The sequence below is a fragment of the Actinobacillus succinogenes 130Z genome (assembly GCF_000017245.1).
GTDB classification, from domain to species: Bacteria; Pseudomonadota; Gammaproteobacteria; order Enterobacterales; family Pasteurellaceae; genus Exercitatus; species Exercitatus succinogenes.
Map to the genome: position 1 here is coordinate 229188 of NC_009655.1, position 24449 is coordinate 253636.

Annotated in this window: 24 protein-coding genes; 15 read left to right on the plus strand and 9 right to left on the minus strand. The window is 46.8% G+C overall.

Annotated elements, in window-relative coordinates; all coding sequences use genetic code 11:
* Positions 1-18: 18 nt before the first annotated feature.
* Positions 19-732: a DNA repair protein RecO gene (gene recO, locus ASUC_RS01020; protein ID WP_011978849.1), complete on the minus strand. Its 714-nt coding sequence runs from the start codon at positions 730-732 to the stop codon at positions 19-21.
* 217 nt (positions 733-949) lie between these two features.
* Between recO and rbsD the strand changes: the two genes are divergently transcribed.
* The 9 genes from rbsD to ruvX all read left to right on the plus strand — a co-directional run bounded on the left by rbsD (position 950) and on the right by ruvX (position 8646).
* Positions 950-1369 (plus strand): D-ribose pyranase, encoded by a 420-nt coding sequence (gene rbsD, locus ASUC_RS01025; protein ID WP_011978850.1) that lies wholly within the window; start codon positions 950-952, stop codon positions 1367-1369.
* A 9-nt stretch (positions 1370-1378) separates the two neighbouring features.
* Positions 1379-2881 carry a ribose ABC transporter ATP-binding protein RbsA gene (rbsA, locus tag ASUC_RS01030; protein ID WP_011978851.1) on the plus strand — a complete coding sequence of 501 codons (1503 nt, stop codon included), beginning with the start codon at positions 1379-1381 and terminating at the stop codon, positions 2879-2881.
* A 9-nt stretch (positions 2882-2890) separates the two neighbouring features.
* Positions 2891-3859 (plus strand): ribose ABC transporter permease, encoded by a 969-nt coding sequence (gene rbsC, locus ASUC_RS01035; RefSeq protein ID WP_011978852.1) that lies wholly within the window; start codon positions 2891-2893, stop codon positions 3857-3859.
* Between the two features lie 19 nt (positions 3860-3878).
* Positions 3879-4757, plus strand: coding sequence for a ribose ABC transporter substrate-binding protein RbsB (gene rbsB / locus ASUC_RS01040; protein WP_011978853.1), 879 nt, complete (start codon positions 3879-3881; stop codon positions 4755-4757).
* Positions 4758-4816: 59 nt separating this feature from the next.
* Positions 4817-5749 (plus strand): ribokinase, encoded by a 933-nt coding sequence (gene rbsK, locus ASUC_RS01045; protein WP_011978854.1) that lies wholly within the window; start codon positions 4817-4819, stop codon positions 5747-5749.
* A 35-nt stretch (positions 5750-5784) separates the two neighbouring features.
* Positions 5785-6792, plus strand: a complete 1008-nt coding sequence (locus ASUC_RS01050; protein ID WP_011978855.1) for a substrate-binding domain-containing protein — start codon at positions 5785-5787, stop codon at positions 6790-6792.
* 83 nt (positions 6793-6875) lie between these two features.
* Positions 6876-7607 (plus strand): 16S rRNA (uracil(1498)-N(3))-methyltransferase, encoded by a 732-nt coding sequence (gene rsmE / locus ASUC_RS01055; protein ID WP_011978856.1) that lies wholly within the window; start codon positions 6876-6878, stop codon positions 7605-7607.
* A gap of 59 nt (positions 7608-7666) precedes the next feature.
* Positions 7667-8224, plus strand: a complete 558-nt coding sequence (locus ASUC_RS01060) for a YqgE/AlgH family protein (protein WP_041834689.1) — start codon at positions 7667-7669, stop codon at positions 8222-8224.
* Complete coding sequence (gene ruvX / locus ASUC_RS01065; RefSeq protein WP_011978858.1) at positions 8224-8646, plus strand: Holliday junction resolvase RuvX; 423 nt, start codon at positions 8224-8226, stop codon at positions 8644-8646. The genes ASUC_RS01060 and ruvX overlap by 1 nt, the downstream gene beginning before the upstream one ends.
* A gap of 108 nt (positions 8647-8754) precedes the next feature.
* On the opposite strand, the gene glpC is transcribed toward ruvX, so the two are convergent.
* The 6 genes from glpC to focA all read right to left on the minus strand — a co-directional run bounded on the left by glpC (position 8755) and on the right by focA (position 16769).
* On the minus strand, positions 8755-10032 hold the full coding sequence (glpC, locus tag ASUC_RS01070) for an anaerobic glycerol-3-phosphate dehydrogenase subunit GlpC (RefSeq protein ID WP_011978859.1): 1278 nt from the start codon (positions 10030-10032) through the stop codon (positions 8755-8757).
* Between the two features lies 1 nt (position 10033).
* Positions 10034-11326, minus strand: a complete 1293-nt coding sequence (gene glpB / locus ASUC_RS01075) for a glycerol-3-phosphate dehydrogenase subunit GlpB (RefSeq protein ID WP_011978860.1) — start codon at positions 11324-11326, stop codon at positions 10034-10036.
* Positions 11316-12995, minus strand: a complete 1680-nt coding sequence (glpA, locus tag ASUC_RS01080) for an anaerobic glycerol-3-phosphate dehydrogenase subunit A (protein WP_011978861.1) — start codon at positions 12993-12995, stop codon at positions 11316-11318. Before glpA ends, glpB begins: the two co-directional genes overlap by 11 nt.
* A gap of 150 nt (positions 12996-13145) precedes the next feature.
* Positions 13146-13436, minus strand: coding sequence for a putative quinol monooxygenase (locus tag ASUC_RS01085; RefSeq protein ID WP_011978862.1), 291 nt, complete (start codon positions 13434-13436; stop codon positions 13146-13148).
* A 76-nt stretch (positions 13437-13512) separates the two neighbouring features.
* Complete coding sequence (pflB, locus tag ASUC_RS01090) at positions 13513-15825, minus strand: formate C-acetyltransferase (RefSeq protein WP_011978863.1); 2313 nt, start codon at positions 15823-15825, stop codon at positions 13513-13515.
* Positions 15826-15911: 86 nt separating this feature from the next.
* Entirely contained in the window at positions 15912-16769 is an 858-nt protein-coding gene (gene focA / locus ASUC_RS01095) for a formate transporter FocA (RefSeq protein ID WP_011978864.1), read from the minus strand.
* 277 nt (positions 16770-17046) lie between these two features.
* Here focA and hinT point away from each other — a divergent pair, with 277 nt between their 5' ends.
* The 4 genes from hinT to rlmC all read left to right on the plus strand — a co-directional run bounded on the left by hinT (position 17047) and on the right by rlmC (position 20453).
* Positions 17047-17400: a purine nucleoside phosphoramidase gene (gene hinT, locus ASUC_RS01100; protein ID WP_011978865.1), complete on the plus strand. Its 354-nt coding sequence runs from the start codon at positions 17047-17049 to the stop codon at positions 17398-17400.
* Positions 17397-17750: a putative periplasmic lipoprotein gene (locus ASUC_RS01105; RefSeq protein WP_011978866.1), complete on the plus strand. Its 354-nt coding sequence runs from the start codon at positions 17397-17399 to the stop codon at positions 17748-17750. The genes hinT and ASUC_RS01105 overlap by 4 nt, the downstream gene beginning before the upstream one ends.
* 1 nt (position 17751) lies before the next feature.
* Complete coding sequence (gene nagZ, locus ASUC_RS01110; RefSeq protein ID WP_011978867.1) at positions 17752-18792, plus strand: beta-N-acetylhexosaminidase; 1041 nt, start codon at positions 17752-17754, stop codon at positions 18790-18792.
* 509 nt (positions 18793-19301) lie between these two features.
* On the plus strand, positions 19302-20453 hold the full coding sequence (rlmC, locus tag ASUC_RS01115; RefSeq protein WP_011978868.1) for a 23S rRNA (uracil(747)-C(5))-methyltransferase RlmC: 1152 nt from the start codon (positions 19302-19304) through the stop codon (positions 20451-20453).
* Between the two features lie 173 nt (positions 20454-20626).
* On the opposite strand, the gene ASUC_RS01120 is transcribed toward rlmC, so the two are convergent.
* Positions 20627-21790 carry a mandelate racemase/muconate lactonizing enzyme family protein gene (locus ASUC_RS01120; RefSeq protein ID WP_041834589.1) on the minus strand — a complete coding sequence of 388 codons (1164 nt, stop codon included), beginning with the start codon at positions 21788-21790 and terminating at the stop codon, positions 20627-20629.
* Between the two features lie 163 nt (positions 21791-21953).
* Here ASUC_RS01120 and ASUC_RS01125 point away from each other — a divergent pair, with 163 nt between their 5' ends.
* Complete coding sequence (locus ASUC_RS01125; RefSeq protein WP_011978870.1) at positions 21954-22877, plus strand: LysR family transcriptional regulator; 924 nt, start codon at positions 21954-21956, stop codon at positions 22875-22877.
* A 43-nt stretch (positions 22878-22920) separates the two neighbouring features.
* Here the strand turns inward: ASUC_RS01125 and ASUC_RS01130 are convergent, their stop codons facing one another.
* Positions 22921-23826, minus strand: coding sequence for a LysR family transcriptional regulator (locus tag ASUC_RS01130; protein WP_011978871.1), 906 nt, complete (start codon positions 23824-23826; stop codon positions 22921-22923).
* Between the two features lie 142 nt (positions 23827-23968).
* Between ASUC_RS01130 and ASUC_RS01135 the strand changes: the two genes are divergently transcribed.
* A complete protein-coding gene (locus tag ASUC_RS01135) occupies positions 23969-24409 on the plus strand; it encodes a hypothetical protein (protein ID WP_011978872.1) in 441 nt (146 codons plus the stop codon).
* The last annotated feature ends 40 nt before the right edge of the window (positions 24410-24449 follow it).

A 24449-nucleotide genomic window follows, 5' to 3' on the forward strand; every position in this document is an offset into this window, starting at 1 on the left:
CTACAGTTAGTAAAACGGTTATTTCAAAAATAAAATGTTGTGAGCGAATAATTCCCGGCTTTTCAAAGGTTTATTGCCCAAATAGGGTTTCAGCGCCATGCGGGTGAAGCGTTTTGCCGCCGAACGTACGGCTGGATCACGAAAATCCCGCGCCTCGAACGCCAATAAATCCCGCCCGTAAAAAGTGGCGTTATCTTTAATCAGCGACGCCGTAAAGCCTTTTTCTTCGCGGTAACGATAGGTCATCGCCTCGTCTACCGGTTCGCCCGAACCCGCACAATGGGTAAAATCCACGCCGTAACCCAGCATAGTCAATAATTGAAATTCAAAAGTACGCAACGCAGGTTCCACACCGTCTTCCGAAGCAAGACGGGTTAAACAGTGCAGATAATCCTGAAATAACTCGCCGTTCGGCGTTTCCGCCTCTATTACGCGGCAAAGCAGTTCGTTTACGTAAAAACCGCTGAACAATGCCGTTTGCTGTAACGGTAGTGCGATAGCGGCGGGTTCGGCTTTAGTCAGCGTTTTCAACGCGCCTTTTCCCGACCAGCGCAACAGCAACGGCGTAAAGGGTTGCAACACGCCTTTCCACGCCGAACGTTTTGCCCGCGCACCTTTCGCCAAAACGGTTAACCGCCCGGTTTCTTCCGTAAACAAATCGACCAGCAAACTGGTTTCGCTGTAAGGCTTGCGATGTAGCACGAAGCCCCGCTGAAAAGTCTCAATCGCCACGTTTTAAACGCCAATCCGCCCTATCTTAAAAGAGCCCATATTCTAGCAGATTTTTAGCCGTACTTTTACAAGAATATTCGGTTAAAAATAGAGACATTTTTCGTGATCCAGTTCACAAATTTAAACAAAACCATTTGCTTTTCCTGTCAACATCTCTATCTTTATCTCATCGAAACGTTTCGATAAGATAAAGATAGAGGTAATTAAAGGAGCAAAAATGAAAAAAACAACTATTATAAATGCTCAACTTTCCTACGCGATAGCCACGCTTGGACATACGGAAACGTTAACCCTGTGTGATGCGGGGTTGCCTATTCCCAATTCTTCCAATCGGATAGATTTGGCTTTAACAAAAGGAATTCCGAGCTTTTTAGAAACACTTTATGCGGTGACTAGTGAAATGTTTGTGGAACGCGCCATTTTAGCATCTGAAATCAAAGAAAAAAATCCCGAAATTCTAACCGCACTTTTAGCGCATTTATCACAATTAGCTACCAAGCAGGGTAACCAAATTCCAGTAGAATTTGTTTCTCATGAAAAGTTTAAGAAACTGACACACGACAGCAAAGGCATTGTGCGAAGCGGCGAATGTTCGCCTTATGCCAATATTATTTTGGTTTCGGGCGTACCATTTTAGGATGGCGGTATGGAATATGAAACTTTATTGAAAATCAATGGGATAGATAAATCCTTTCCAGGTGTGAAAGCATTAAGTAACGCCTGTTTATCAGTATATGCCGGACGCGCAATGGCGTTAATGGGTGAAAACGGCGCAGGGAAATCCACCCTGATGAAAGTGTTAACCGGTATTTACAGCAAAGATGCCGGCACTATTGAATACCTCGGCAAAGCCGTATCGTTTAACGGTCCCAAAGATTCACAAGAAGCAGGTATCAGCATTATTCATCAGGAATTAAATTTAGTCGGTAATTTGACTATCGCAGAAAATATTTTCTTAGGTCGTGAATTTACCACAGCATGGGGTGCAATAAATTGGAAAAAAATGTATGACGAAGCGGACAAATTACTGGCTCGACTTAATGTTCCGCATAGTAGTCATCAATTATGCTCTGAACTTTCTATCGGTGAACAGCAAATGGTAGAAATCGCCAAAGCACTGAGTTTTGAAAGCAAAGTCATTATTATGGACGAGCCGACAGATGCACTCACAGATACCGAAACGGAAGCCTTGTTCAATGTCATTCGCGAATTAAAAGCGGAAAAATGCGGAATTGTTTATATTTCCCATCGTATTAAAGAAATTTTTGAAATCTGCGATGACGTGACGGTTTTACGCGACGGGCAATTTATCGGTGAATCCGCCGTATCCGATTTAACGGAAGACCGTCTGATTGAAATGATGGTAGGGCGACGTTTAGACGAACAATATCCCTATGTGGAAGTACCGAAGGGTGACATTCGTCTGGAAGTTAAAAACTTAACCGGCAGCGGTGTGCATGATGTCAGCTTTCAGCTACACAGCGGAGAAATTCTTGGTATTTCGGGTCTGATGGGGGCAGGTCGCACTGAACTAATGAAAGTGTTATACGGTGCATTACCCAAAGAAAGTGGCAAAATGCGGTTAAATCATAAAGAAATTTCAAATAATTGTCCTCAGGACGGATTAAACAACGGCATTGTATATATTTCTGAAGACCGTAAAGGCGACGGCTTAATTTTAGGTATGTCGGTAAAAGAAAATATGTCGCTCACGGCATTGGAACATTTTTCCAAAATGTGCCGGATTCGTCATGATTCGGAACAGCTGGCGGTGGATGATTTCATTTTGATGTTTAATATCAAAACACCAAGCAGAGATCAGCAAATAGGTTTACTATCCGGCGGTAATCAACAAAAAGTAGCAATTGCTAAAGGTTTAATGACTCGTCCGAACGTGCTGATTTTAGATGAGCCGACCCGCGGGGTAGATGTCGGTGCCAAAAAAGAAATTTATCAGCTAATTAATAAATTCAAACAAGACGGTTTAAGCATTGTCATTGTATCTTCCGAAATGCCGGAAGTATTAGGGATGTCTGATCGTATTTTAGTCATGCGTGAAGGACGGATTAGTGGGGAATTCTCCCGCTCGGAAGCCACTCAGGAAAAATTATTAGCAGCTGCAATCGGTAAAAGCGCGGTCAAAAATTAGGATATTTTTATGTATACCCAAAATTCATTTAAATTAGGAAAATTTCTGTTAGAACAACGTTCTATCGTAGCATTGTTGGTTTTAATCGGGATTGTTTCGGCAATTAATCCCGACTTCTTCACCATTGATAATATTCTCAATATTTTACGCCAGACGTCGGTAAATGCGATTATCGCCGTAGGAATGACTTTTGTTATTCTGATTGCCGGTATTGATTTATCTGTAGGTTCCGTATTGGCATTAACCGGTGCCATTGCCGCTTCGTTGGTAGGCAGTGAATTTTCAATGCTACTGGTAATTCCTGCCGTATTGTTTATTGGCGCATTTCTCGGCGGCGTCAGCGGTGTCATTGTAGCCAAAGGGAAAGTACAGGCATTTATCGCAACTTTGGTAACGATGACATTATTACGGGGCGTCACCATGGTATACACCGACGGACGTCCTATCAGCACCGGTTTTTCCGATGCAGCGGATCAATTCTCTTATTTGGGAACAGGTTATTTATTCGGTATTCCCGTACCTATTTGGCTGATGGCGGTAGTCTTTGCTGTAGCATGGTACATTTTAAAACATACCCGTATTGGTCGTTATATCTATGCCTTGGGTGGCAATGAAGCGGCAACTCAGCTTTCCGGTATTAATGTCAACAAAATCAAAGTGTTTGTATTTGCCGTAAGCGGTTTTTTATCCGCACTTGCCGGGTTAATTGTCACATCTCGTCTTTCCTCTGCACAACCGACAGCAGGCGTATCTTACGAATTGGATGCTATTGCCGCTGTTGTCGTGGGCGGAACCAGTCTGATGGGCGGTAAAGGTCGGGTTATGGGTACACTAATCGGTGCGCTGATTATCGGATTTTTAAATAATGCATTGAATTTATTGGATATTTCATCTTATTATCAAATGATTGCCAAAGCACTCGTTATTTTAGCTGCTGTGCTTGCGGATAATTATTTAGGCAGTAAAAAGCATAATTAGTTACTTAAGGGAGAATATTATGAAAAAACTCACAACCATAGCTTCATCTTTCGTCTTAGCTTTTGCCGTTAGTGGTTCGGTGTTAGCTCAGGAAACAATAGCATTAACCGTATCAACATTAGATAATCCGTTCTTTGTGTCATTAAAAGACGGCGCACAAAAAAAAGCGACGGAACTAGGTTATAAATTGGTAGTCCTAGACAGCCAGAACGACCCGTCCAAAGAGCTATCTAACGTAGAAGATTTAACGGTTCGTGGCGCAAAAGTATTGTTGATTAATCCGACCGACAGCGCCGCGGTCAGCAATGCGGTAGCGATTGCCAACCGCAATAAAATTCCTGTTATCACATTAGACCGTGGTGCAGCAAAAGGCGAAGTGGTCAGTCATATTGCCTCTGACAATGTTGCCGGCGGTAAAATGGCGGGGGACTTCATCGCTCAAAAATTAGGTGACGGCGCAAAAGTAATTCAATTGGAAGGTTTGGCAGGTACATCTGCTGCCCGTGAACGAGGTGAAGGTTTTAAACAAGCAATTGAAGCTCACAAATTTGATGTATTAGCCAGTCAACCTGCTGACTTTGACCGAACCAAAGGCTTAAACGTAACTGAAAATCTATTGGCAAGCAAGGGATCAGTCCAAGCGATTTTTGCCCAAAATGACGAAATGGCGTTAGGTGCGTTACGCGCCATCAGTGCCGCAGGGAAAAAGGTACTGGTTGTCGGTTTCGATGGTACAGAGGACGGTGTTAAAGCGGTTAAAAGCGGTAAGTTAGCGGCAACAGTAGCGCAACAACCAGAATTAATTGGTAGTCTAGGCGTTGAAACCGCCGATAAAATCCTAAAAGGTGAGAAAGTCGATGCCAAAATCCCGGTTGCATTAAAAGTTGTAACTGAATAATATTTATACAGCGGGCAAAAACGTCCGCTGTTTCGACCGCACTTTTAAGGATTGAAATAATGAAAAAACTGACGGTTTTAGGCAGTATTAATGCGGATCATGTAATTTCCGTACCTTATTTTGCCAAACCCGGGGAAACCCTGACCGGTTCCCATTATCACATAGCTTACGGCGGTAAAGGGGCGAATCAGGCGGTAGCGGCGGCGCGTTTGTGTGATCAATCGCAAATGACGGTGAGTTTTATCGGCTGTATCGGCGAAGACGGTATCGGCCGCACCATGAAACAGGCATTTGCCGATGACGGAATTAATGTGGCGCCGATTGTGGAAGTGAAAGACGAAACTACCGGCATCGCTATGATTCAGGTCGCCGCAACGGGCGAAAACAGTATCGTAATTTCGCCGGGCGCCAATGCATATCTGAACGAAGAGGTGGTGGAGCGTTTTTCAGACGAAATCACTTCGGCGGATTATCTGCTTATGCAATTGGAAACGCCGTTACCGGCGATTATGAAAGCCGCCGCACTGGCGAAAAAACACGGTACCAAAGTGGTGTTAAATCCGGCGCCCGCTCGCCCATTACCGGACGAATTGCTGACGAACACCGACATTATTACGCCGAACGAAACGGAAGCGGAAATCTTAACCGGCGTTTGCGTCACCGACGAACAAAGTGCGGTCAAATCCGCGCAGGTTTTTCACGACAAGGGCATTGAAACCGTACTGATCACGCTCGGCTCGAAAGGCGTTTATTTCAGCCGTCAAAGCAAAGGCGGTATCGTCGCCGGTTTTCGCGTTCGGGCCGTGGATACTACCGCCGCCGGTGACACCTTCAACGGTGCGTTTTTAACCGCGCTGTTAGACGGTAAAACCATGGCGAACGCCATTACTTTCGCGCATGCGGCGGCGGCGCTCAGCGTCACCCGCGAAGGCGCGCAACCGTCCATTCCGAGTCGCGCCGAAACTTTACGTTTTTTAGCACAACAGGGGTGACGGGAAACCGCATCATCATTTAATGGAGTAACACAATGGCCACAATGAAGGATATCGCCAAACGCGCACAGGTTTCCACTTCGACCGTCTCTCACGTCATTAACAATACCCGTTATGTCAGTGATGAAATCCGTGAAAAAATCCTGGCCATTGTAAACGAACTGAATTACCAACCTTCCGCACTGGCGCGCAGTTTTAAGCTGAAGCAGACGCAAACCATCGGTATGCTGGTGACGGCGAGCAACAACCCGTTCTTCGCCGAAGTGGTGGGCGCGGTGGAACGTTATTGCGGTCGGAATAACTATAACCTGATTCTGTGTAACACCGACGGCGACAGCGAACGCCTGCACAAAAGCCTGCAAACGCTGATTCAGAAACAAGTGGACGGGCTGCTGCTGATGTGCACGGAAACCCAGCTACAGCAAAACGAAACACTGCAACTCAGCGTGCCGACAGTGATTATGGACTGGTGGCCGAATCTCAGTGCGGATAAAATTTTCGAAGATTCGGAACTGGGCGGCTATCTCGCCACCAACATGCTGATTGAACAAGGGCACCGTCGTATCGGCATAATCACCGGTAATCTGCAAAAACCGCTGGCGCTGAACCGTCTGAACGGATATAAAAAAGCTTTACGGGAAAACGGGTTAACGGAAAATCCGGAGTGGATTGTGGAAAGTCAGTTCGACTTTGACGGCGGGATTACCGGCATGGAAAAGTTACTGGCGCAACCCCGACGACCGACCGCCGTGTTCGCCTGCAGCGATACCATCGCCATCGGCGTTTACCAAACCGCCTGGAAGCACGGCTTGCGTATTCCGGAAGATATTTCCGTTATCGGTTACGACGACATCACGCTCGCCCGTTACCTTTCGCCGCCGCTTACGACTGTCCATCAACCCAAGGCGGAACTGGGAAAAATCGCCGTAGAAACGCTGTTCGAACGCATTAAAAATCCGCAAAAAAAACACCGCACTTTATTGCTGAAACCTCATATCGTGGCGAGACATTCTGTGGCTCGCCCCCACGCCACCTCCGCCTGAGACATTAAGTGCGGTCAAAAATTTTAAAGATTTTGACCGCACTTTCCTTTATCATAAGCATAACTTTTTCAACCGGAAAAATTATGCGAGTTCCACGAATTTATCATCCCGAATCCTTATTAAATCAATCGTCCTGCCGATTAAGCGAAGAGGCGGCAAACCACGTGGGGCGCGTATTGCGTATGCAGGCGGGCGAAGCGCTCGAACTGTTCGACGGCTCCAATCATATTTACCCCGCCGTCATTTCCCGGGCGGACAAAAAAACGGTGACCGTGAATATTCGGGAGCGTATTTCGGACGATCGCGAAAGTCCGCTGGCGATACATCTCGGACAAGTTATTTCCCGCGGGGAGCGCATGGAATTTACCATTCAGAAATCGGTGGAATTGGGCGTTAAGGTGATAACGCCGCTGTGGTCCGAACGTTGCGGTGTGAAATTAGAGGGCGATCGTCTGGCGAAAAAGATTCGGCAATGGCAGAAAATCGCCGTTTCCGCCTGCGAACAGTGCGGACGCAATGTGATTCCGCAAATCCGTCCGATGATGAAACTGCAGGACTGGTGTGCAGAAAATGACGGCGCGTTAAAGTTGAATTTACATCCTCGGGCTCAATATTCTATTAAAACATTACCGACAATACCTGCCGAAGGCATCCGCCTGCTAATCGGTTCGGAAGGCGGGTTATCGCCGCAGGAAATCGCACTGACCGAACAGCAGGGATTCACGGAAATTCTGCTCGGTAAACGGATTCTGCGCACGGAAACCGCCGCTTTAACGGCGATTACCGCGTTACAGATTTGTTTCGGCGATTTGTAATATTGAACAATATGTTGACGGATAAAGAAGTAGAAATGGACGATAAACAAACAGTAAAAATGAACCTGCAAAACCAACTGTTGGTAGCTATGCCGAATTTGGAAGACGATTATTTTTCCCGCGCGGTCATCTACATTTGCGAACATACGGAACAAGGCACGATGGGATTGGTCATCAATCAACCGACGGATTTGTCTATTACCGAATTAGCGGCAAAAGTGAATTTCATGATGAAAATCGACCGCACTTTACCGAACCAAGCGGTACTGGCGGGCGGCCCGGTGAACGTGGAACGCGGCTTTATTCTGCACACACCGATTCGTAAGCCGTTGCAACACAGCTATCGTATTACCGATCGTTTAAGTTTAACCACTTCCGCCGACATCATCGAAACCTTCGGCTCGCCTGATTCACCGGAAAAATATCTGGTAGTGTTAGGGTGCGCCGCTTGGGTGCCCGGTCAGTTAGAACAGGAAATCGGTCGGAACGATTGGCTGGTCGTACCGGCGGATGACAGCGTTCTTTTCGATACGCCTTATGAACAACGCTGGCTTGCCGCCCAAAAACTACTGGGATTCGAAAGCTATAATCTGTCGGACAAAGCGGGACGGGCATAATGGGTATGACGGTCATCGCCTTCGATTTCGGTACCAAAAGTATCGGCTGCGCCGTCGGACAAAGTATCACCGGCACGGCGCAATCTCTGCCGGCGTTTAAAGCGCAGGACGGCATTCCGGACTGGGCTGATATCGAAAAATGCTTGAAGGAATGGAAACCCGATATGGTGGTGGTCGGTTTGCCGCTGAATATGGACGGCACGGAACAGGATCTCACCCGGCGGGCGCGCAAATTCGGCCACCGTTTAAACGGACGCTTCGGCGTCAAAGTGGCTTGGCAAGACGAACGCCTGACCACCACACAAGCCCGTACTGAAATCTTCGAACGCGGCGGTTACCGCGCCCTGAAAAAAGGCAAAGTCGACAGTATTTCCGCCTGCCTGATTCTGGAAAGCTGGTTTGAGGAACATCCTGAGGGGTAAATGCCAATAAGGCGGAAAATAACCGGCAACAAAGGCTATTCTATTTTGCACGGTCGTTTCCCCCCAAATTTTAGAAAATCCGACCGCACTTTTCATTATGGAAAACCGTTATTTATCCAATGCCATGGCAAGCAGAGTAAACGGGTGCAGGCAGGTTAAATCGCTCGACATATCGATTTGCCATTTACAGGTTTGGCATTCGGAAATCACATAATCCGCACCGCTTTCATTAATGGCGTCAAACAGAGATTTGCCGATGGCTTGGGATTTTTCGTAATTCTCCGCTTTGAAACCGTAAGTCCCTGCGATACCGCAACATTGCGACGGTAATATGACGATTTCCAAGCCGGGAATCCGGCGCAGCACTTCCAATGTATAAGGCGCCCATCCCGCTTTTTCCACATGGCAGGCGGTGTGATACGCCACCTTCAGATTCAACGGTTTTAACGGCAATTCTTTGCCCTGTTGTAATAATTTATACAAATATACCGTTGCCAGATGAATGTGCGGGCGGACTTTAGCATTGTCGATACCCAATACGTGATGGTATTCCTCGCGCAAATTCAGCGTACAGCTTGATGCTTCGCCAATGACATCCAAACCGTTTTCATCCACCATTTTGCCGATATAATCGGTATTAAATTGTGCGATTTTCTTCGCCCGTTCCGGAAAACTGTTTACCATTAACGGCAGACCGCAGCATTTTTCTTTTTCCAGCAATACGACGCCGATATCCAAGGCGTTGAACACGTCAATCACTTCTTTACCCAGTTGCGGATTATTGTAATTCACATAACAACCGTGATAATAGGCGATTTTGGTTTCATATTTCGCTTGCTCCGCCGCCAGTTTTTTCAAATAGAAATTGCGGAATGTGCCGAAAGCGTATTTCGGTAAAGCGCGGTGTTTACTGACACCGATAGTTTTTTCCAACAAAAATTTGGTAGCGCTTAAACCGGTGATGGTATTCACGATCGGTGCCAGCGGCGTATTAAGGGAACCCATAATATCGGTATTGCTCAGAATGGCATCGCGTAATTTATGCACCAACGGTTTGTGTTGCCGATCCAGATATTTATTACGGGCACGCACGATAATATCACCGATTTTCACATCGGAAGGACAAGCCACCTCACAGCGTTTACAGTTCAAACAATATTTCAGAGCTTCATCATAAAAATCCGCACTTTTCAGGCGTAGGCGTTCGCCGTCCGGTCCGGACTGTTTCGGACCCGGGTAGAACGGGTTCACTTTGGTCACCGGGCAAACCGCCGTACAGGCGGTGCATTTAAGACATTGTTCGAAAGACTCGTCGGTATGCGTATGCTGCATAACGGGCGCTTCAAATTCTTGTTGTGCTTTTGCAATGAGTTCTTGAATATTCATATCAACCCCCGCTCTTCTCTGCAATTTCGTCCGCCACGGTGAGTGCCGTCACCACTGCAACGCCGGAACCGCAGCCCAGTTCGATGCCGTTAAAACCGCCTATAACCGCGCCTGCGGCATATAAATTGTCAAAAAACCGACCGCACTTTTGCACCCGGCAATCCGTATTAATCACCACCCCCGCCGACTGATACGGCTGCGGAGCGGAAAAACGCCGGGTCGTCCAAGTGAAATGATCCGACGGATCGAAGCGTTCGGTTTGCACAATATCCGCACCGAATACCGGTTCGTAAATTCTTTCGAATTCCGCCACAAGACCGTTACTGAAGAAGCTGCCGGACGCCAATACGTAATTATCCGCCGCCAGCGGCTCGTCTTCATGAATACGGGTGAACAGTTTGACCACGCGGTTACCTTCGAATTCGGCGCGTAACGCACGGTCGCCGTTCATCATTACGCCGCCTAAACGTTCGAAATACTGACGTAAAATGTTATGCTGACGCCCGCCTAACAATGACGGCGGTAAGGTCGGTAATTCGAATAACATGAAATCCGTCGCCGCTTGCAATTCGTTAAAGAACGCTTGGCTGTTTTGCCCGAAACAGGCGGGCAGAAAAACGACATCCGCACCGCTTGCCGCTTGGCGGATTTCATTTATCAACGATGCCGGATTTACTTTTTGTTCCAACGTTTGCGCAATGTGTACGCTACGGAATTCGCGGGATTGTCGACGTAAAAAGTCTAATTCCGGAATGGTCAGAAAACCGGGTTTAATTTCGCAATGGGCGAATTGCGGCTGTAATTTCAGATTGTCCGCCAACAACTGCGGTTGGAAATCGTGATAGCCTTCAATGCCCAAAATCACGATATTATTGTACGGAAAAGCTTCGTTTGGCCGGACGGTCGGCACGCTGTCCGGGGAAAGCCAGGTACGACGTAAACCGCCGAGCGGGGTAACGCGGGCATGATTTTGTTCAACGCTGCCCGCTAACCCCAGATTTAATTTCGCCGCCATTCCTTCGAATTGTTTAGCTTTTGCCAATACCCGTTCGGCACCCAATTTCGCATAAGGATGGGCCGGCAGCTGTTCGCTCAAACCGGCTAAAGCGCGGTCAACTTTTTGAACGTTTTCGCCGTTCGGCAATCGTCCCAATAAATCTATCGACCCGGTGGAAAAATCCATTGCGGCTTGCCCGTTATTCACAATCGCACAACGCTTACCCTGTTCCTGCAGTGCAATCCCGCAGGTTAACCCGGCCAATCCGCCGCCGATAATCACCACATCAAAATTCATTATTATTCACTCCTTCCACAGCTTGCGGTCGTACATCGTTCAAACCCAGCAAACTGTAGTAAATCCAGCCGGTAAATTCCGATTCGCGCATGGCGTCACCCCAGGCGATAGGTTGGATTCCTTTCCATCTTTCTTCCATAAATGAGGCTAATTGCAAAGTGGACTGACGCGCTGTCGCGACATCGAAACGCGCCATGAGCCCCGCCGCCCGGCAAGCGCATAATTCCGCCTGACAGGTGCCCATGCCTACCCGGGTGCGACGGCGTAAATCCACCAGATTATTAATATTTAAGTTATCCACCGCATAACGGACCTCTCCGGCTGTCACCGCTTCACATTCGCATACAAGGGAACGGTCTAAGCGTTCGTTCTCGAGCATCGGTTTGGCGCGGGTACCGTGACGGTATACGGCGGAACTACTGATGGTTTTCGGAATGTTGATGATTTTCTTGTTAATTTCATCGCGGGACTCTTCCGACCCCGGCAAAGTGCGGTCGGCCGTTTCGCATTTTTTGTTGACGTTAAGTTTTTTACACACTAAATCCGTCGCCCATTCCGCCATTAAGCGATAAGTCATCAGCTTGCCGCCGGTGATGGTTACGAAACCGTCCAAACCGTCGCGTTCGGCATGATCCAGCAATACGATACCGCGGCTTACATTACGGCCGGAGGGATCGTCGTCGCTTGCCACCAGCGGGCGCACGCCGGCATAAGCGCGCAGTACTCGGGTATGACGCAAACTCGGCGCCAGTTTCTCTCCTTCGCGGAATAAAATATCCACTTCTTCCGGCGTCACTTCCATGTTATCGATTTGATCGTAAGGAATACGGCTGGATGTCGTACCGATGACGCAAATAGTATCGCCCGGCACTAAAATATCCGCATCCGCCGGCTTACGGCAGCGATTAATAACCAATTTATTAATTCGATGTCCCATCACCAACAATGCGCCTTTTGCCGGAAACATTCTGATTTTTAAATCGGCATATTCAGCGATACCCTGCCCCCAGATTCCGCCGGCATTCACCACTATCGGCGCAAAAAATCGGCGTTTCAGCGCATTTTTATGATCATACACATCGACCCCGATAACTTTGTCGCCTTCGCGAATCAGTCCGGTCACTTCACAATAGGTAAAAACCTGTGCGCCGCGTTCAGTGGCGTCAATCATATTGGCAGCGGTTAAACGGAACGGATCGATAGAACCGTCCGGTACGACCACTGCCCCCACCAAATCCGGATTCACCGACGGTTCCATATGACGCGCCAAAGCGGGATCGATAGCTACCGCTTCAATGCCCGATGCGGTACAGGCTTCGATAAAGGTTTTCTGATAATTCAAATCGTCTTCAGGCAACGTGATAAACAGGCCCTTAGTATCATCCACGCAATGACGGGCAATGTTTTTTAGAATAAGGTTTTCTTTAATACATTCTTCAGCGGATTCGCGATCGTTCACGGCATAACGTCCGCCGCTATGCAGTAAACCGTGGTTTCGCCCCGTTGCGCCCGTTGCAATATCGCGGCGTTCCAGCAGAATACATTTTAATCCTCGCAATGCGCAGTCGCGCGCAATCCCTGCACCGGTAGCGCCGCCGCCGATAATAATTACGTCCGTACTGACAGGCGAAAAATCACCTGCATTTTGATAAAGAGACGACATTGCCATAAAATGCCCCACAAAGAAAAATGAATAATAATACGGATATATTCTAGTAGAAATGCGCGTTTTAGAACAGATAAATGAGCGAAAAAGAATTTATTTTGTGAGACAGATCACAAAGTTTCGATAAAAAAGGGCGAAATTGCCCTTTTTAAATTAAAAAGCAGGGCTGAAAACCTGTACGACGGGTTCCGATTGACAGCATTCCAAGAAAATCGGGAAGGCCTTTTTGATATGTTCCGTCGCCAAATGCGCATCTAAATCCGCCTGGCTTTCCCAGCGTTCCACAAAAACAAATAAATTTGTATCTTCGTTATTACGCTGTAATTCATAGGTTTGCACGCCTTTGTCTTTCATGGTGTATTCCGTCAGTTCGCGGCATGCGGTTAAAAAATCCTCTACTTTTTCGGCTTTTACCTGAAAAGTGGCAAGAACAGTAATTGACATATTTTCCTCCTAATAAGAAAAAATCCGACCGCCAAGTGCGGTCGGATTTCATTACATTTTTATTACGTTACCCCAATTACATTGCTTGAGTGAATGTACGGGTGATAACGTCTTGTTGCTGTTCGCGGGTTAATGAGTTAAAACGAACGGCATAACCTGAAACGCGAATGGTTAATTGCGGATATTTTTCAGGATGGTCGATTGCGTCTAACAATGTTTCACGATTCAATACGTTCACATTTAAGTGCTGACCGCCTTCCACTGTCGCTTCGTGGTGGAAGTAACCGTCCAATAAACCTGCCAGGTTACGTTTTTGCGCATCATCATCTTTACCTAACGCGTTCGGTACGATTGAGAACGTATATGAAATACCGTCTTTCGCGTAAGCAAACGGCAATTTAGCTACAGATGTTAATGATGCCACCGCACCTTTTTGGTCGCGACCGTGCATTGGGTTTGCACCCGGTCCGAATGGTGCGCCTGCGCGACGACCGTCCGGAGTATTACCGGTTTTCTTACCGTATACCACGTTAGAAGTGATAGTCAGGATAGATTGTGTCGGTACGGCATTACGGTAAGTTTTGTGAGTTTGAACTTTTTTCATGAAACGTTCAACCAAATCAACCGCTAAATCATCGACGCGCGGATCGTTGTTACCGAATTGCGGATATTCGCCTTCGATTTCGAAGTCAATCGCTACATTTGACGCTACGACGTTACCGTCTTTGTCTTTAATATCGCCGCGAATCGGTTTAACTTTCGCGTATTTGATTGCAGACAATGAGTCAGCTGCAACAGACAGTCCGGCAATACCGCAAGCCATGGTACGGAATACGTCACGATCATGGAAAGCCATCAATGCCGCTTCATAAGCGTATTTATCGTGCATGAAGTGGATGATGTTTAATGCGGTTACGTATTGAGTCGCCAACCAATCCATGAAGCTGTCCATACGTTCGATAACAGTATCGAAGTTTAATACTTCATCAGTGATCGGTGCTGTTTTAGGGCCGACCTGCATACCGTTTTTCTCGTCGATACCGCCGTTGATAGCGTATAACATAGTTTTCGCTAAGTTCGCACGAGCACCGAAGAACTGCATTTGTTTACCGACAACCATCGGAGATACGCAACATGCGATTGCGTAATCATCGTTGTTGAAGTCAGGACGCATTAAATCGTCGTTTTCGTATTGTACGGATGAAGTATCGATGGAAACTTTCGCACAGAAACGTTTAAACGCTTCAGGTAATTGTTCGGACCAAAGAATCGTTAAGTTCGGTTCCGGAGACGTGCCCATAGTGTATAAAGTATGTAATACACGGAAACTGTTTTTAGTAACCAACGGACGACCGTCTAATCCCATCCCTGCGATGGTTTCGGTTGCCCACATCGGGTCGCCGGAGAATAATTGATCGTATTCAGGCGTACGTAAGAAACGAACCATACGTAATTTCATAATTAAGTGGTCCATTAATTCTTGCGCTTGTTGTTCTGTGATTAAACCGCGTTTTAAGTCACGTTCGATATAGATATCTAAAAATGTTGAAGTACGACCGAAAGACATTGCCGCACCGTTTTGTGATTTAACCGCAGCTAAATAAGCGAAGTAAGTCCATTGAATAGCTTCCTGTGCATTCATTGCAGGACCGGAAATGTCATAACCGTAAGACGCCGCCATTTCTTTGATTTTACCTAACGCACGATGTTGTTCGGCAATTTCTTCACGTAACTGAATAGTAGCCTGAATGTCTTCACCCGCTTCTAAACGCGGTTGCAATGAATCGAATTGAGCTTTTTTATCTTTCATTAAGTAATCGATACCGTATACCGCTAAACGACGGTAGTCACCGATAATACGACCACGACCGTAAGCATCCGGTAAACCGGTCAGCACACCTGATTTACGGCAACGTAAAATGTCCGGCGTATAAACGTCGAATACACCTTGGTTATGGGTTTTACGGTATTCGGTGAAAATGAATTCGACTTTAGGATCTAAAGTACGGCCGTAAACCTGACAAGAACCTTTGATCATTTTAATCCCGCCGAACGGCATGATTGCACGTTTTAACGGTGCGTCAGTTTGCAAACCGACGATTTTTTCCAAATCTTTGTCGATATAGCCCGGTTTGTGGGAAGTGATGGTTGACGGAGTATGTTCATCAAAATCCAACGGCGCATGGGTTTTGTTTTCGATTTTGATGCCTTCCATCACGCTGTTCCACAATTCAGTGGTCGCCGGAGTCGCATCAGCCAAGAATGATTCGTCGCCTTCGTACGGTGTATAGTTTTTTTGGATAAAGTCACGTAAATTTACGCCTTCCTGCCATTCACCGGGAACGAATCCTTCCCATGCTTTTTGTTGAGCTTCAGTTAATTGAGCCATTGTAATACTTCCTTTTGCTAGTATTGATAATGAAATCCTGTAAGTGCGGCCAAAAATTACCGCATTTTCGCACTTACCCCAAATGTTTAGTGAGCATGCGGTTTATTGGTGTACCACTGCAATAACGCCACACAAATCCCCCCGCCCACTAGATTACCTAATGTCACCGGAATTAAATTCTTCACTATAAAGTGGTAGACATCCAGATCCGCAAATTGTTCGGGATTTAGCCCGATTGCCTGCCAAAACTCCGGCGTACTGAAATGAGCCGTAATAATCCCCATCGGAATCATAAACATATTCGCTACGCTGTGTTCGAAACCGGACGCCACGAATAAACCGATCGGTAAAATCTGAATAAACGCCTTATCCGTTAAGGTTTTACCCGCATATGTCATCCACACCGCCAAACACACCATAATGTTACACAAAATGCCCAATGCAAAAGCTTCGGACCAAGTATGGTGAATCTTATGCTGTGCGGTGGTTAAAATCGTTAATCCCCATTGCCCGTTCGCCGCCATGGTTTGACTGCCCATCCAAATTAAGCCGACAATAAACAAACCGCCGATAAAATTGCCGAAATACACGACAACCCAGTTCCGTACCATTTGGAATGTACTAATCCGTTTATTGACTCGGGCTACGGTGGTCATAGTCGATGAGGTGAACAGTTCGCAACCGCATACCACAACCATAATGACACCTAAAGAGAACACCAACCCGCCCACTAATTTGGTTAATCCCCAAGGGGCATCGGCGGAACCGGTTTGGGTGGTGGTATAAAATACAAACGCAAGCGCAATAAAAGCACCGGCGGAAATCGCGGAAAGAAAAGAATAAAATTGATTTTTCGTCGCCTTATAAGCACCGACGTCTTCGCCGGTTTGCGCCATCTGAGCGGGGCTTGCCGCCACAGTTGACTGATTTTCTTCGCATTTCACAGAATACAGCTACCTTGTTTTAGTTATTTTGGGTTATTTTACTGGATTTACCAGTCAGGCTCAAATTAAAAAATTTTTGAAATCTTACAAATTTTTTTAATTATAGGGGATCAGATCAAGAAAGCAAAAAAGATTTAACGGCAAAAAACCAGAAACTTGAGCTTGATCAAAATCTTCCCGAACAAAATTGCGTTTTTGCTTAAATTCTGATAAAAATTGCGCCCGATAACCGCTGATTTTTCAGCAACACCAACCCGGTAAACAAAGGATGAATCCCATGGCAGAAGAAACGATTTTCAGCAAAATTGTCCGCAAAGAAATTCCTGCGGACATCGTTTATCAGGACGAGCTCGTCACCGCATTCCGCGACATCGCACCGCAAGCCAAAACCCACGTGTTAATCATTCCTAACAAACTGATTCCCACGGTTAACGACGCGACCGTCGAAGATGAAACGACCTTAGGCCGTTTATTCACCGTCGCGGCAAAAATCGCCGAAACGGAAGGTATCGCCGAAGACGGTTACCGTTTAATCGTTAACTGCAATAAACACGGCGGTCAGGAAGTATTCCATATCCACATGCACTTGGTCGGCGGCGAACCGTTAGGCAGAATGCTGGCGAAATCATGATGAAAAAAACGTTGCTTTTTGTGACCGCACTTTTGCTGGCGGCTTGTTCCGCGCAACCTAATTTAGTGCATACTCACAAACCGATTTTAAATATCACGGCGGAACTCAATCCTTTCATTGAAGCCGACGTCGGTGAAAATTCGGCCTGGGTGAAAAATAACACCGAAGCACCGTTAGCCTTGCGCTACGATATTTTTTGGTATGCGGAAAACGGTGTCACTCAACCCGTCAGCGCAACACAGGAGGCTTACAGCGGCAGCCTGTTATTAAATCCGCAACAAAAATACGCCGTGCCGTTACAAAAACCGACGCCGGAAAGCGTGAATTACCGTCTCTATTTGCGAAACTGACATGTCCACATTACTCATCGATCTGAAAGGTCAAACCCTGCGACAGGAAGAAGTCGAGTTGCTCGAACACCCGCTGGTTGCCGGGCTTATTCTGTTTACCCGAAATTTTTATGATCGCCCACAAATTCAGGCGTTAGTGAAAGATATCCGTCAACGGGTCAAAAAACCGTTACTCATTACGGTGGATCAGGAAGGCGGGCGGGTACAGCGTTTTCGCGACGGTTTCACCAAACTGCCCGCCATGCAATCTTTCGCCGCGTTGATTCAAGAACCCGAACAACAACTTGCGACAGCAAAAGAAGCCGGCTGGCAAATGGCGGCGGAAATGACGGCGTTAGACATCGATCTCAGCTTCGCCCCGGTGTTGGATTTGGGGCACGAATGCAAAGCCATCGGCGATCGCAGTTTCTGCAGTGATGCGGAGTCCGTCTTCCGTCTGGCCTCCGCCTTTATCGACGGTATGCATGCCGCGGGTATGGCAACCACCGGCAAACATTTCCCCGGACACGGACACGTATTAGCGGACAGCCATTTGGAAACGCCGTTCGACAACCGTCCAAGTGCGGTTATTTTCGAACGGGATATTCGACCGTTCCAACGGCTTATCGCTCAAAACAAATTAAATGCCGTAATGCCGGCGCATGTCATCTACACCGATTGCGACGACCAACCCGCCAGCGGTTCAAAATACTGGTTACAGGATATTTTACGCCGAAAATTGGGCTTCCACGGTGCCGTTTTCTCCGATGATCTCGGTATGAAAGGCGCCGGCTTTATGGGAGATTTCGTCACTCGCAGCGAAAAAGCCCTCAGCGCCGGTTGCGATTTATTGTTGCTCTGCAACGAACCGGACGGCGTCGTACAAGTGCTGGACAATTTAAAACTTAACGAATCCCGGCCGCACTTTGAAGCCCGTCAGCAACGGTTAAAGACCCTGTTTAAGAAAAAATCTTTCAACTGGACCGAATTGACGCAAACCGAAAAATGGCTGAAAAATACGCAGAAATTGACCGCACTTCAGGCGCAATGGCAATCAAGTTGATCTCTTACTTTCTTTGCTTCGCCAAAGAAAGTAAGCAAAGAAAGGCGACCCCGTTTTGCCTTGTTTCCTGAAAATAATTAAATTTGCTTCATGAAAATCTTGTAAACTCGCTACGCTCAGACAAACAAGATTTTCTACAAATTTAACCGTTTTCAGGCGGCAAAAAGGGGAAAGTACCGACGCATTAAAATTATAGTCTTTTCAACGAATTATAAAAAACATTCAGAAATTTAACCGCACTTTTATATTACGCTCCAAGGGGTCCCCGTCTGAGGTGCCTGAGCGACTTGAAATTTTCAGGAAAATAAGTTTATTTGAGCGTAGCGAGTTTACTTATTTTCCGTGAAGAAAATTTCAACCAAGCGAAGAACAGCACCGAAGTCGGGGTGCACTTTCTTTTTGCTTACTTTTGCTTTGTGCAAGCAAAGAAAAAGTAAGTCGCCCATCGGGCGAAACCCGATATAAAACACAAAATTTTATCTTAATAAAAGAAAAATAAAACGAATAAAATGAATTGCCCCCATTACCAAACCCAAACCTGCATATCCTGCCGATGGCTCGAAACGCCGTACGCCGATCAGCTAACGCAAAAACAAACGCATTTGCAGCAACAGATTTCGATATTGGATCAATCTCGACTTGAATGGATACCACCGTTTCAATCCGCACAATCCGGATTCCGTAATAAAGCCAAAATGGTAGTGAACGGTACGGTGGAACGCCCGATTCTGGGAATTATCAATGAACGAAATCAGCCTGCGGATTTGACGGATTGCCCTCTGTATCCCGCCCGCTTCGCCGAAATTTTTTCCGTGTTAAAAGATTTTATCGGGCGTGCCGGTTTAGTGCCTTATAACATTGCCAAACAAAAAGGCGAGCTGAAATATATTTTATTAACGGAGAGCCGCGCGAATCAGACTCTGATGTTGCGTTTCGTATTGCGATCCGAAACGAAGCTGCCGTTAATGCGACGGGAACTGGCGGGATTGTCGACAAAAATACCGGATTTAGCCGTGGTGACGGCGAACATTCAACCGCAACATGCGGCGATTCTGGAAGGCCAAAAAGAGATTTTCCTTACCGAACAACAGGTGTTGGAAGAACGGTTTAACGGCATTCCGCTGTTTATTCGTCCGCAAGGTTTTTTCCAAACTAATCCCGCCGTTGCCGAAGGCTTATACGGCACGGCGCAGAATTGGGTAAAAAATTTACCGGTGCAGCGATTGTGGGATTTGTTCTGCGGCGTAGGAGGATTCGGTTTGCATTGTGCCGCCGCGCTGCAAGCGAACACCCCCGATGTAGCGTTGACAGGCATTGAGATTTCCCCGTCGGCAATTTATTCCGCCGCCTTATCGGCGGAAAAGTGCGGTCTGAAAAACGTAAGTTTTCAATCTTTGGACGCCGCTAATTTCGCGTTAAATCAGGATGACAAACCGGATTTGGTTATCGTCAACCCGCCCCGTCGCGGAATCGGCAAGCCGTTGGCAGAATTTCTTAATAATCTGCGCCCGCAATTTTTGCTATATTCCAGCTGCAATGCCGTCACCATGGGAAGCGATCTGCAATCGCTTACTCATTACCAAATGCGGAAAATCCGGCTTTTCGACATGTTTCCGCACACCGCTCATTATGAGGTGCTGACCTTGTTAACACTGAAATAACGGTTTTAAATATCCAAGTGCGGTCACAAAAAGCGACGCTTTTTGAACGTTGACTTTGCCGACGCTGGCGAAGCCATAAGTAATCGCACCGGCGATTACGCATAAAAAATCCGTGTTTTTTGACCGCACTTCGAATATCAACCGACAGCGAGCTTATCGGCTGTTACATAAGGTTATTCCGCCAATTCGCGCATGACTTTGATAAGATCCGCTTTACCTTCGAAACCGATGCCCGGTAATTCGGGCATGACGATATGACCGTCTTCCACCTGTACGGAATCCGGGAAACCGCCGTACGGCTGGAATAAATCCGGATAGCTTTCGTTTCCGCCCAAACCGAGACCGGCGGCAATATTCAAAGACATTTGGTGACCGCCGTGAGGAATGCAGCGCGACCAAGACCAACCTGCGTCTTTCACGACTTTAAGGGTTCTGAGATATTCCACCAAACCGTATGACAAGGCGCAGTCGAATTGCAGATAATCGCGATCCGGCCGCATGCCGCCGTAGCGCAACAAGTTACGAGCCTCGTGATGAGAGAACAAATTCTCACCGGTCGCCATAGTACCCGGATAGAATTCCGCCAAAGCGGCTTGCAAGGCGTAATCCAACGGGTCGCCCGCTTCTTCATACCAAAACAGCGGATATTGGCGCAGCATTTTGGCGTAAGCGATAGCGGTTTCCAAATCGAAGCGGCCGTTGGCGTCTACGGCAAGTCGTGCGTCGCCGTCGATTTCCTGTAACACCGCTTCAATGCGGCGTTGGTCTTGTTCCAACGAGGCTCCGCCGATTTTCATTTTCACCACGTTATAGCCGCGATTGATATAGCCACGCATTTCCTGCTGCAATGCGTTCAAATCTTTGCCCGGATAGTAATAACCGCCGGCGGCATACACAAAGATACGCGGGTTAGCTTGGATGCCTTCGCGATCGGCTAATAATTGGAACAACGGTTTTTGCGCAATTTTTGCCGTCGCATCCCAAATCGCCATATCCAGCGTACCCACCGCCACGGAACGTTCGCCGTGTCCGCCCGGTTTTTCGTTGCTCATCATTACATCCCAAATACGGTGCGGGTCAAGATTGTCGCCTTTATCATTTAACAGGCTGTCCGGATCCGCTTTCAGAATGCGATCACGGAAACGATCGCGGATTAACCCGCCTTGTCCGTAACGACCGTTTGAATTGAATCCGTATCCCACTACCCGACGACCGTCAATTACTACGTCGGTTACGACGGCAACCATACTGCAGGTCATTTGACTGAAATCGATATAAGCGTTTCGGATCGGGGAAGAAATAGGTTTGGTGATTTCAAGAATATCGGTAATACGCATAGCGTCCTCCTCTAAGGGATAATTAGATTTATGCATAAATTGCATAATTACTGCGTTGTAAATATAATCTCGAAAAGATTGTATTGATCTTTTCTCTTTAACTTTCGTTGGAAATATTAAAGATTGTGATAATTTTCGTCCAATGTTAATCAGGAATGCTGTTATGCAAAATTCTCATAATTTAGAACTGACATGGTTGAAAGACTGCCTTGCGCTTGCGGAAAAACTGAATTTTTCACAGGCTGCGGCGGCGCGTTATGTCACGCAATCGGCATTCAGCCGGCGGATTCAATCATTAGAACAGTGGATCGGAACGCCGCTGTTTGCCCGAAATCGACGTGATGTGCGGCTGACGCCTGCGGGTGAAATATTCTGTGCGAAAGTGCCGGAAATTCTGCGAATGATTGATAACGGCAGAAACGAAGCGCTTGATACGGCAGGCAAACATCGTCCCGATGTGGTTATCGCCGCCACCCACTCCTTATCGTTTTCATTTTTCCCCGAATTATTACGGCGCAACCACGATATTGCCCGCTTCGGGGCGTTTCGTTTAATTTCCGATACTCTGCAGGCGTGTGAGCGCACGCTGTTGCAGGGGCAATCTCAGTTTCTGCTTTGTCATTATCATCCGTATATGCGCTTCAATTTGGCGCCGGAAAACTTTTCCAGCCTGCGTTTGGGGGTTGATCGACTGATTCCGTACAGTAAAACCGAACAGGCAGGGCAACAGCCTTTATGGAAAATTGACGGCGGGGAAAAAATACCTTATTTGGCCTTCAGTAACGAATCGGGAATCGGACGGATTATCGCCAATACGGAGGCAATTAACGGAATTGGCAATAATCTGCAGCTAACATTTACTTCCGATTTAGCCGCCACCCTGCTGGCAATGGTGAAATCAGGAGACGGCGTGGCATGGCTGCCGGAAACGCTGGCGGAACAAGACATTAAAAACGGTGATATTATGCCGGCGACGGAACTCGCCGATTTTCGATTGCCCGTTGAAATCCGCTTATACCGTCCGACGGCGAAAATGAGCGAAACGGTGGAAGCCTTATGGGATATTTTTGCTCAATCGGCGCTATAAAGTCGATGGCTATGCGAAAAACTATGCTTTTTTTGACCGCACTTTATTTATTCGGCCGAGATTTTTCCAGTAAAAAATCAATCAGTACCCGCACCCGACCGGCTTTCTGACTGTGTTGCATATAGAACAGATATAGAGCGGGATAATGCGTCCAGTTCTCCTCAAGCACGGGAATAAATTTCTCGCTGTCATGCAGAGCGTTCACTACCGGTTCAAATAACCTTCCCAATGCTATGCCCTGGCGTATGGCATCCAGTTCTACAATAAGATTATTGGTTAATATGGAATAAGGCATATTCACCGAAATTTCTCTGCCGTTCTGATTTAACGTCAAAGGATAGGTGCGGTTTGCCGTAACGAAACGGTATCCCAACAGTTTATGACGGCTTAAATCCTGTAAGGATTCCGGTTTACCGTATTTGCTGAGATAACTTTCCGAAGCATACAACCCCAGTCGTATCGGGTCGAGCAGTTTTTTCGCCACCACATTCTGCTCCAGCCGATCACCGAAACGAATTCCTACGTCAAACCCTTCCTTCACAATATCCACAATACCGTCATTTACGGAAATCTCCAGCCGAATATCGGGATAGCGCTCGCAAAATTCGGCGAAATGCGGTCGGATAAGCAATAAATAAGAAATAGTAGACGTAGTAATCCGTACCGCCCCCGCGGGTTTTTCCGCTAAATCCCGAACGGATTCCATCATCAAATCCAGTCCGCGAATCATATCTTTCGTGGAGTCGAACAACCGCTGTCCCGCTTCCGTTAATTCCATTTTGCGAGTGGTGCGGGTAAACAACGGCAAGCCCAGATGTCGTTCTAATAGCTTTAACGCATTGCTTACCGCCGGCGGAGCGATTTCCAGCTTTCTGGCCGCCGCCGCAATAGAACCTTTATTAACAATTTCATGAAAATAGGTGAGATAACCATAAATTGAACTTTGCATAGTATTAATAACTTTTTGTTAATTGTAAATTATAGATTAGCAATCTTATCATATTAATTAAAATCTTTATAATGCGCGCCATCGAACGACACAGGTCGTTTGTTTGACCATTATTAACGAACATATTTTAAGGATACAGATTATGAAATATTCAATGATTAAAACCGCAGCTTTCGCATTCATCGCTTCCGCATTCACCACACAAGCTATGGCGGCAAGCCACATGGAGCGCCGGATTGTTCGCGACATTTCCAATCAATCTCATCAAGCGGTAAAAACGGAAAACAACCGTTATGATGCGTTGAAATCAGAATTAAATTCAAAATTAGTGCAGTTAAATCAGGCTTCCGAAATGAACGCATTCAACGCGTTGGCAGCCGAAGCCAAAGAACTGGCGCAACAAACTAAAGCGGCGGCACTGGCTCAAACCTTTAACTACGGCGAACCTTCGGACAACCGTCGCGCGGAATTAGGCGTGAACTATGTCAGTTGGAAGCTGAACAAACTTATCGACAGTTTGGATCAAGCGGCAGCTCAATCCGATTTAGCCGCCGCCAAAACGGAAATCCGTTCGCATATCTAAAATATAAGTACGATTAAACACTAAAAAAGTGCGGTCAAAA

Bases quoted from the DNA above. Each gene is read 5' to 3' on its own strand.
- ASUC_RS01120 (WP_041834589.1), bottom strand. From the start codon at position 21,790: ATGCGTATTACCGATATTCTTGAAATCACCAAACCTATTTCTTCCCCG.
- glpC (WP_011978859.1), bottom strand. From the start codon at position 10,032: ATGAATATTCAAGAACTCATTGCAAAAGCACAACAAGAATTTGAAGCG.
- nagZ (WP_011978867.1), top strand. From the start codon at position 17,752: ATGTCCACATTACTCATCGATCTGAAAGGTCAAACCCTGCGACAGGAA.
- ASUC_RS01085 (WP_011978862.1), bottom strand. From the start codon at position 13,436: ATGTCAATTACTGTTCTTGCCACTTTTCAGGTAAAAGCCGAAAAAGTA.
- ASUC_RS01125 (WP_011978870.1), top strand. From the start codon at position 21,954: ATGCAAAATTCTCATAATTTAGAACTGACATGGTTGAAAGACTGCCTT.
- ASUC_RS01135 (WP_011978872.1), top strand. From the start codon at position 23,969: ATGAAATATTCAATGATTAAAACCGCAGCTTTCGCATTCATCGCTTCC.
- ASUC_RS01050 (WP_011978855.1), top strand. From the start codon at position 5,785: ATGGCCACAATGAAGGATATCGCCAAACGCGCACAGGTTTCCACTTCG.
- ASUC_RS01105 (WP_011978866.1), top strand. From the start codon at position 17,397: ATGATGAAAAAAACGTTGCTTTTTGTGACCGCACTTTTGCTGGCGGCT.
- ASUC_RS01060 (WP_041834689.1), top strand. From the start codon at position 7,667: ATGAACCTGCAAAACCAACTGTTGGTAGCTATGCCGAATTTGGAAGAC.
- rbsB (WP_011978853.1), top strand. From the start codon at position 3,879: ATGAAAAAACTCACAACCATAGCTTCATCTTTCGTCTTAGCTTTTGCC.
- pflB (WP_011978863.1), bottom strand. From the start codon at position 15,825: ATGGCTCAATTAACTGAAGCTCAACAAAAAGCATGGGAAGGATTCGTT.
- rsmE (WP_011978856.1), top strand. From the start codon at position 6,876: ATGCGAGTTCCACGAATTTATCATCCCGAATCCTTATTAAATCAATCG.
- rbsD (WP_011978850.1), top strand. From the start codon at position 950: ATGAAAAAAACAACTATTATAAATGCTCAACTTTCCTACGCGATAGCC.
- ASUC_RS01130 (WP_011978871.1), bottom strand. From the start codon at position 23,826: ATGCAAAGTTCAATTTATGGTTATCTCACCTATTTTCATGAAATTGTT.
- rbsK (WP_011978854.1), top strand. From the start codon at position 4,817: ATGAAAAAACTGACGGTTTTAGGCAGTATTAATGCGGATCATGTAATT.
- rlmC (WP_011978868.1), top strand. From the start codon at position 19,302: ATGAATTGCCCCCATTACCAAACCCAAACCTGCATATCCTGCCGATGG.
- rbsC (WP_011978852.1), top strand. From the start codon at position 2,891: ATGTATACCCAAAATTCATTTAAATTAGGAAAATTTCTGTTAGAACAA.
- ruvX (WP_011978858.1), top strand. From the start codon at position 8,224: ATGGGTATGACGGTCATCGCCTTCGATTTCGGTACCAAAAGTATCGGC.
- glpB (WP_011978860.1), bottom strand. From the start codon at position 11,326: ATGAATTTTGATGTGGTGATTATCGGCGGCGGATTGGCCGGGTTAACC.
- glpA (WP_011978861.1), bottom strand. From the start codon at position 12,995: ATGGCAATGTCGTCTCTTTATCAAAATGCAGGTGATTTTTCGCCTGTC.
- hinT (WP_011978865.1), top strand. From the start codon at position 17,047: ATGGCAGAAGAAACGATTTTCAGCAAAATTGTCCGCAAAGAAATTCCT.
- rbsA (WP_011978851.1), top strand. From the start codon at position 1,379: ATGGAATATGAAACTTTATTGAAAATCAATGGGATAGATAAATCCTTT.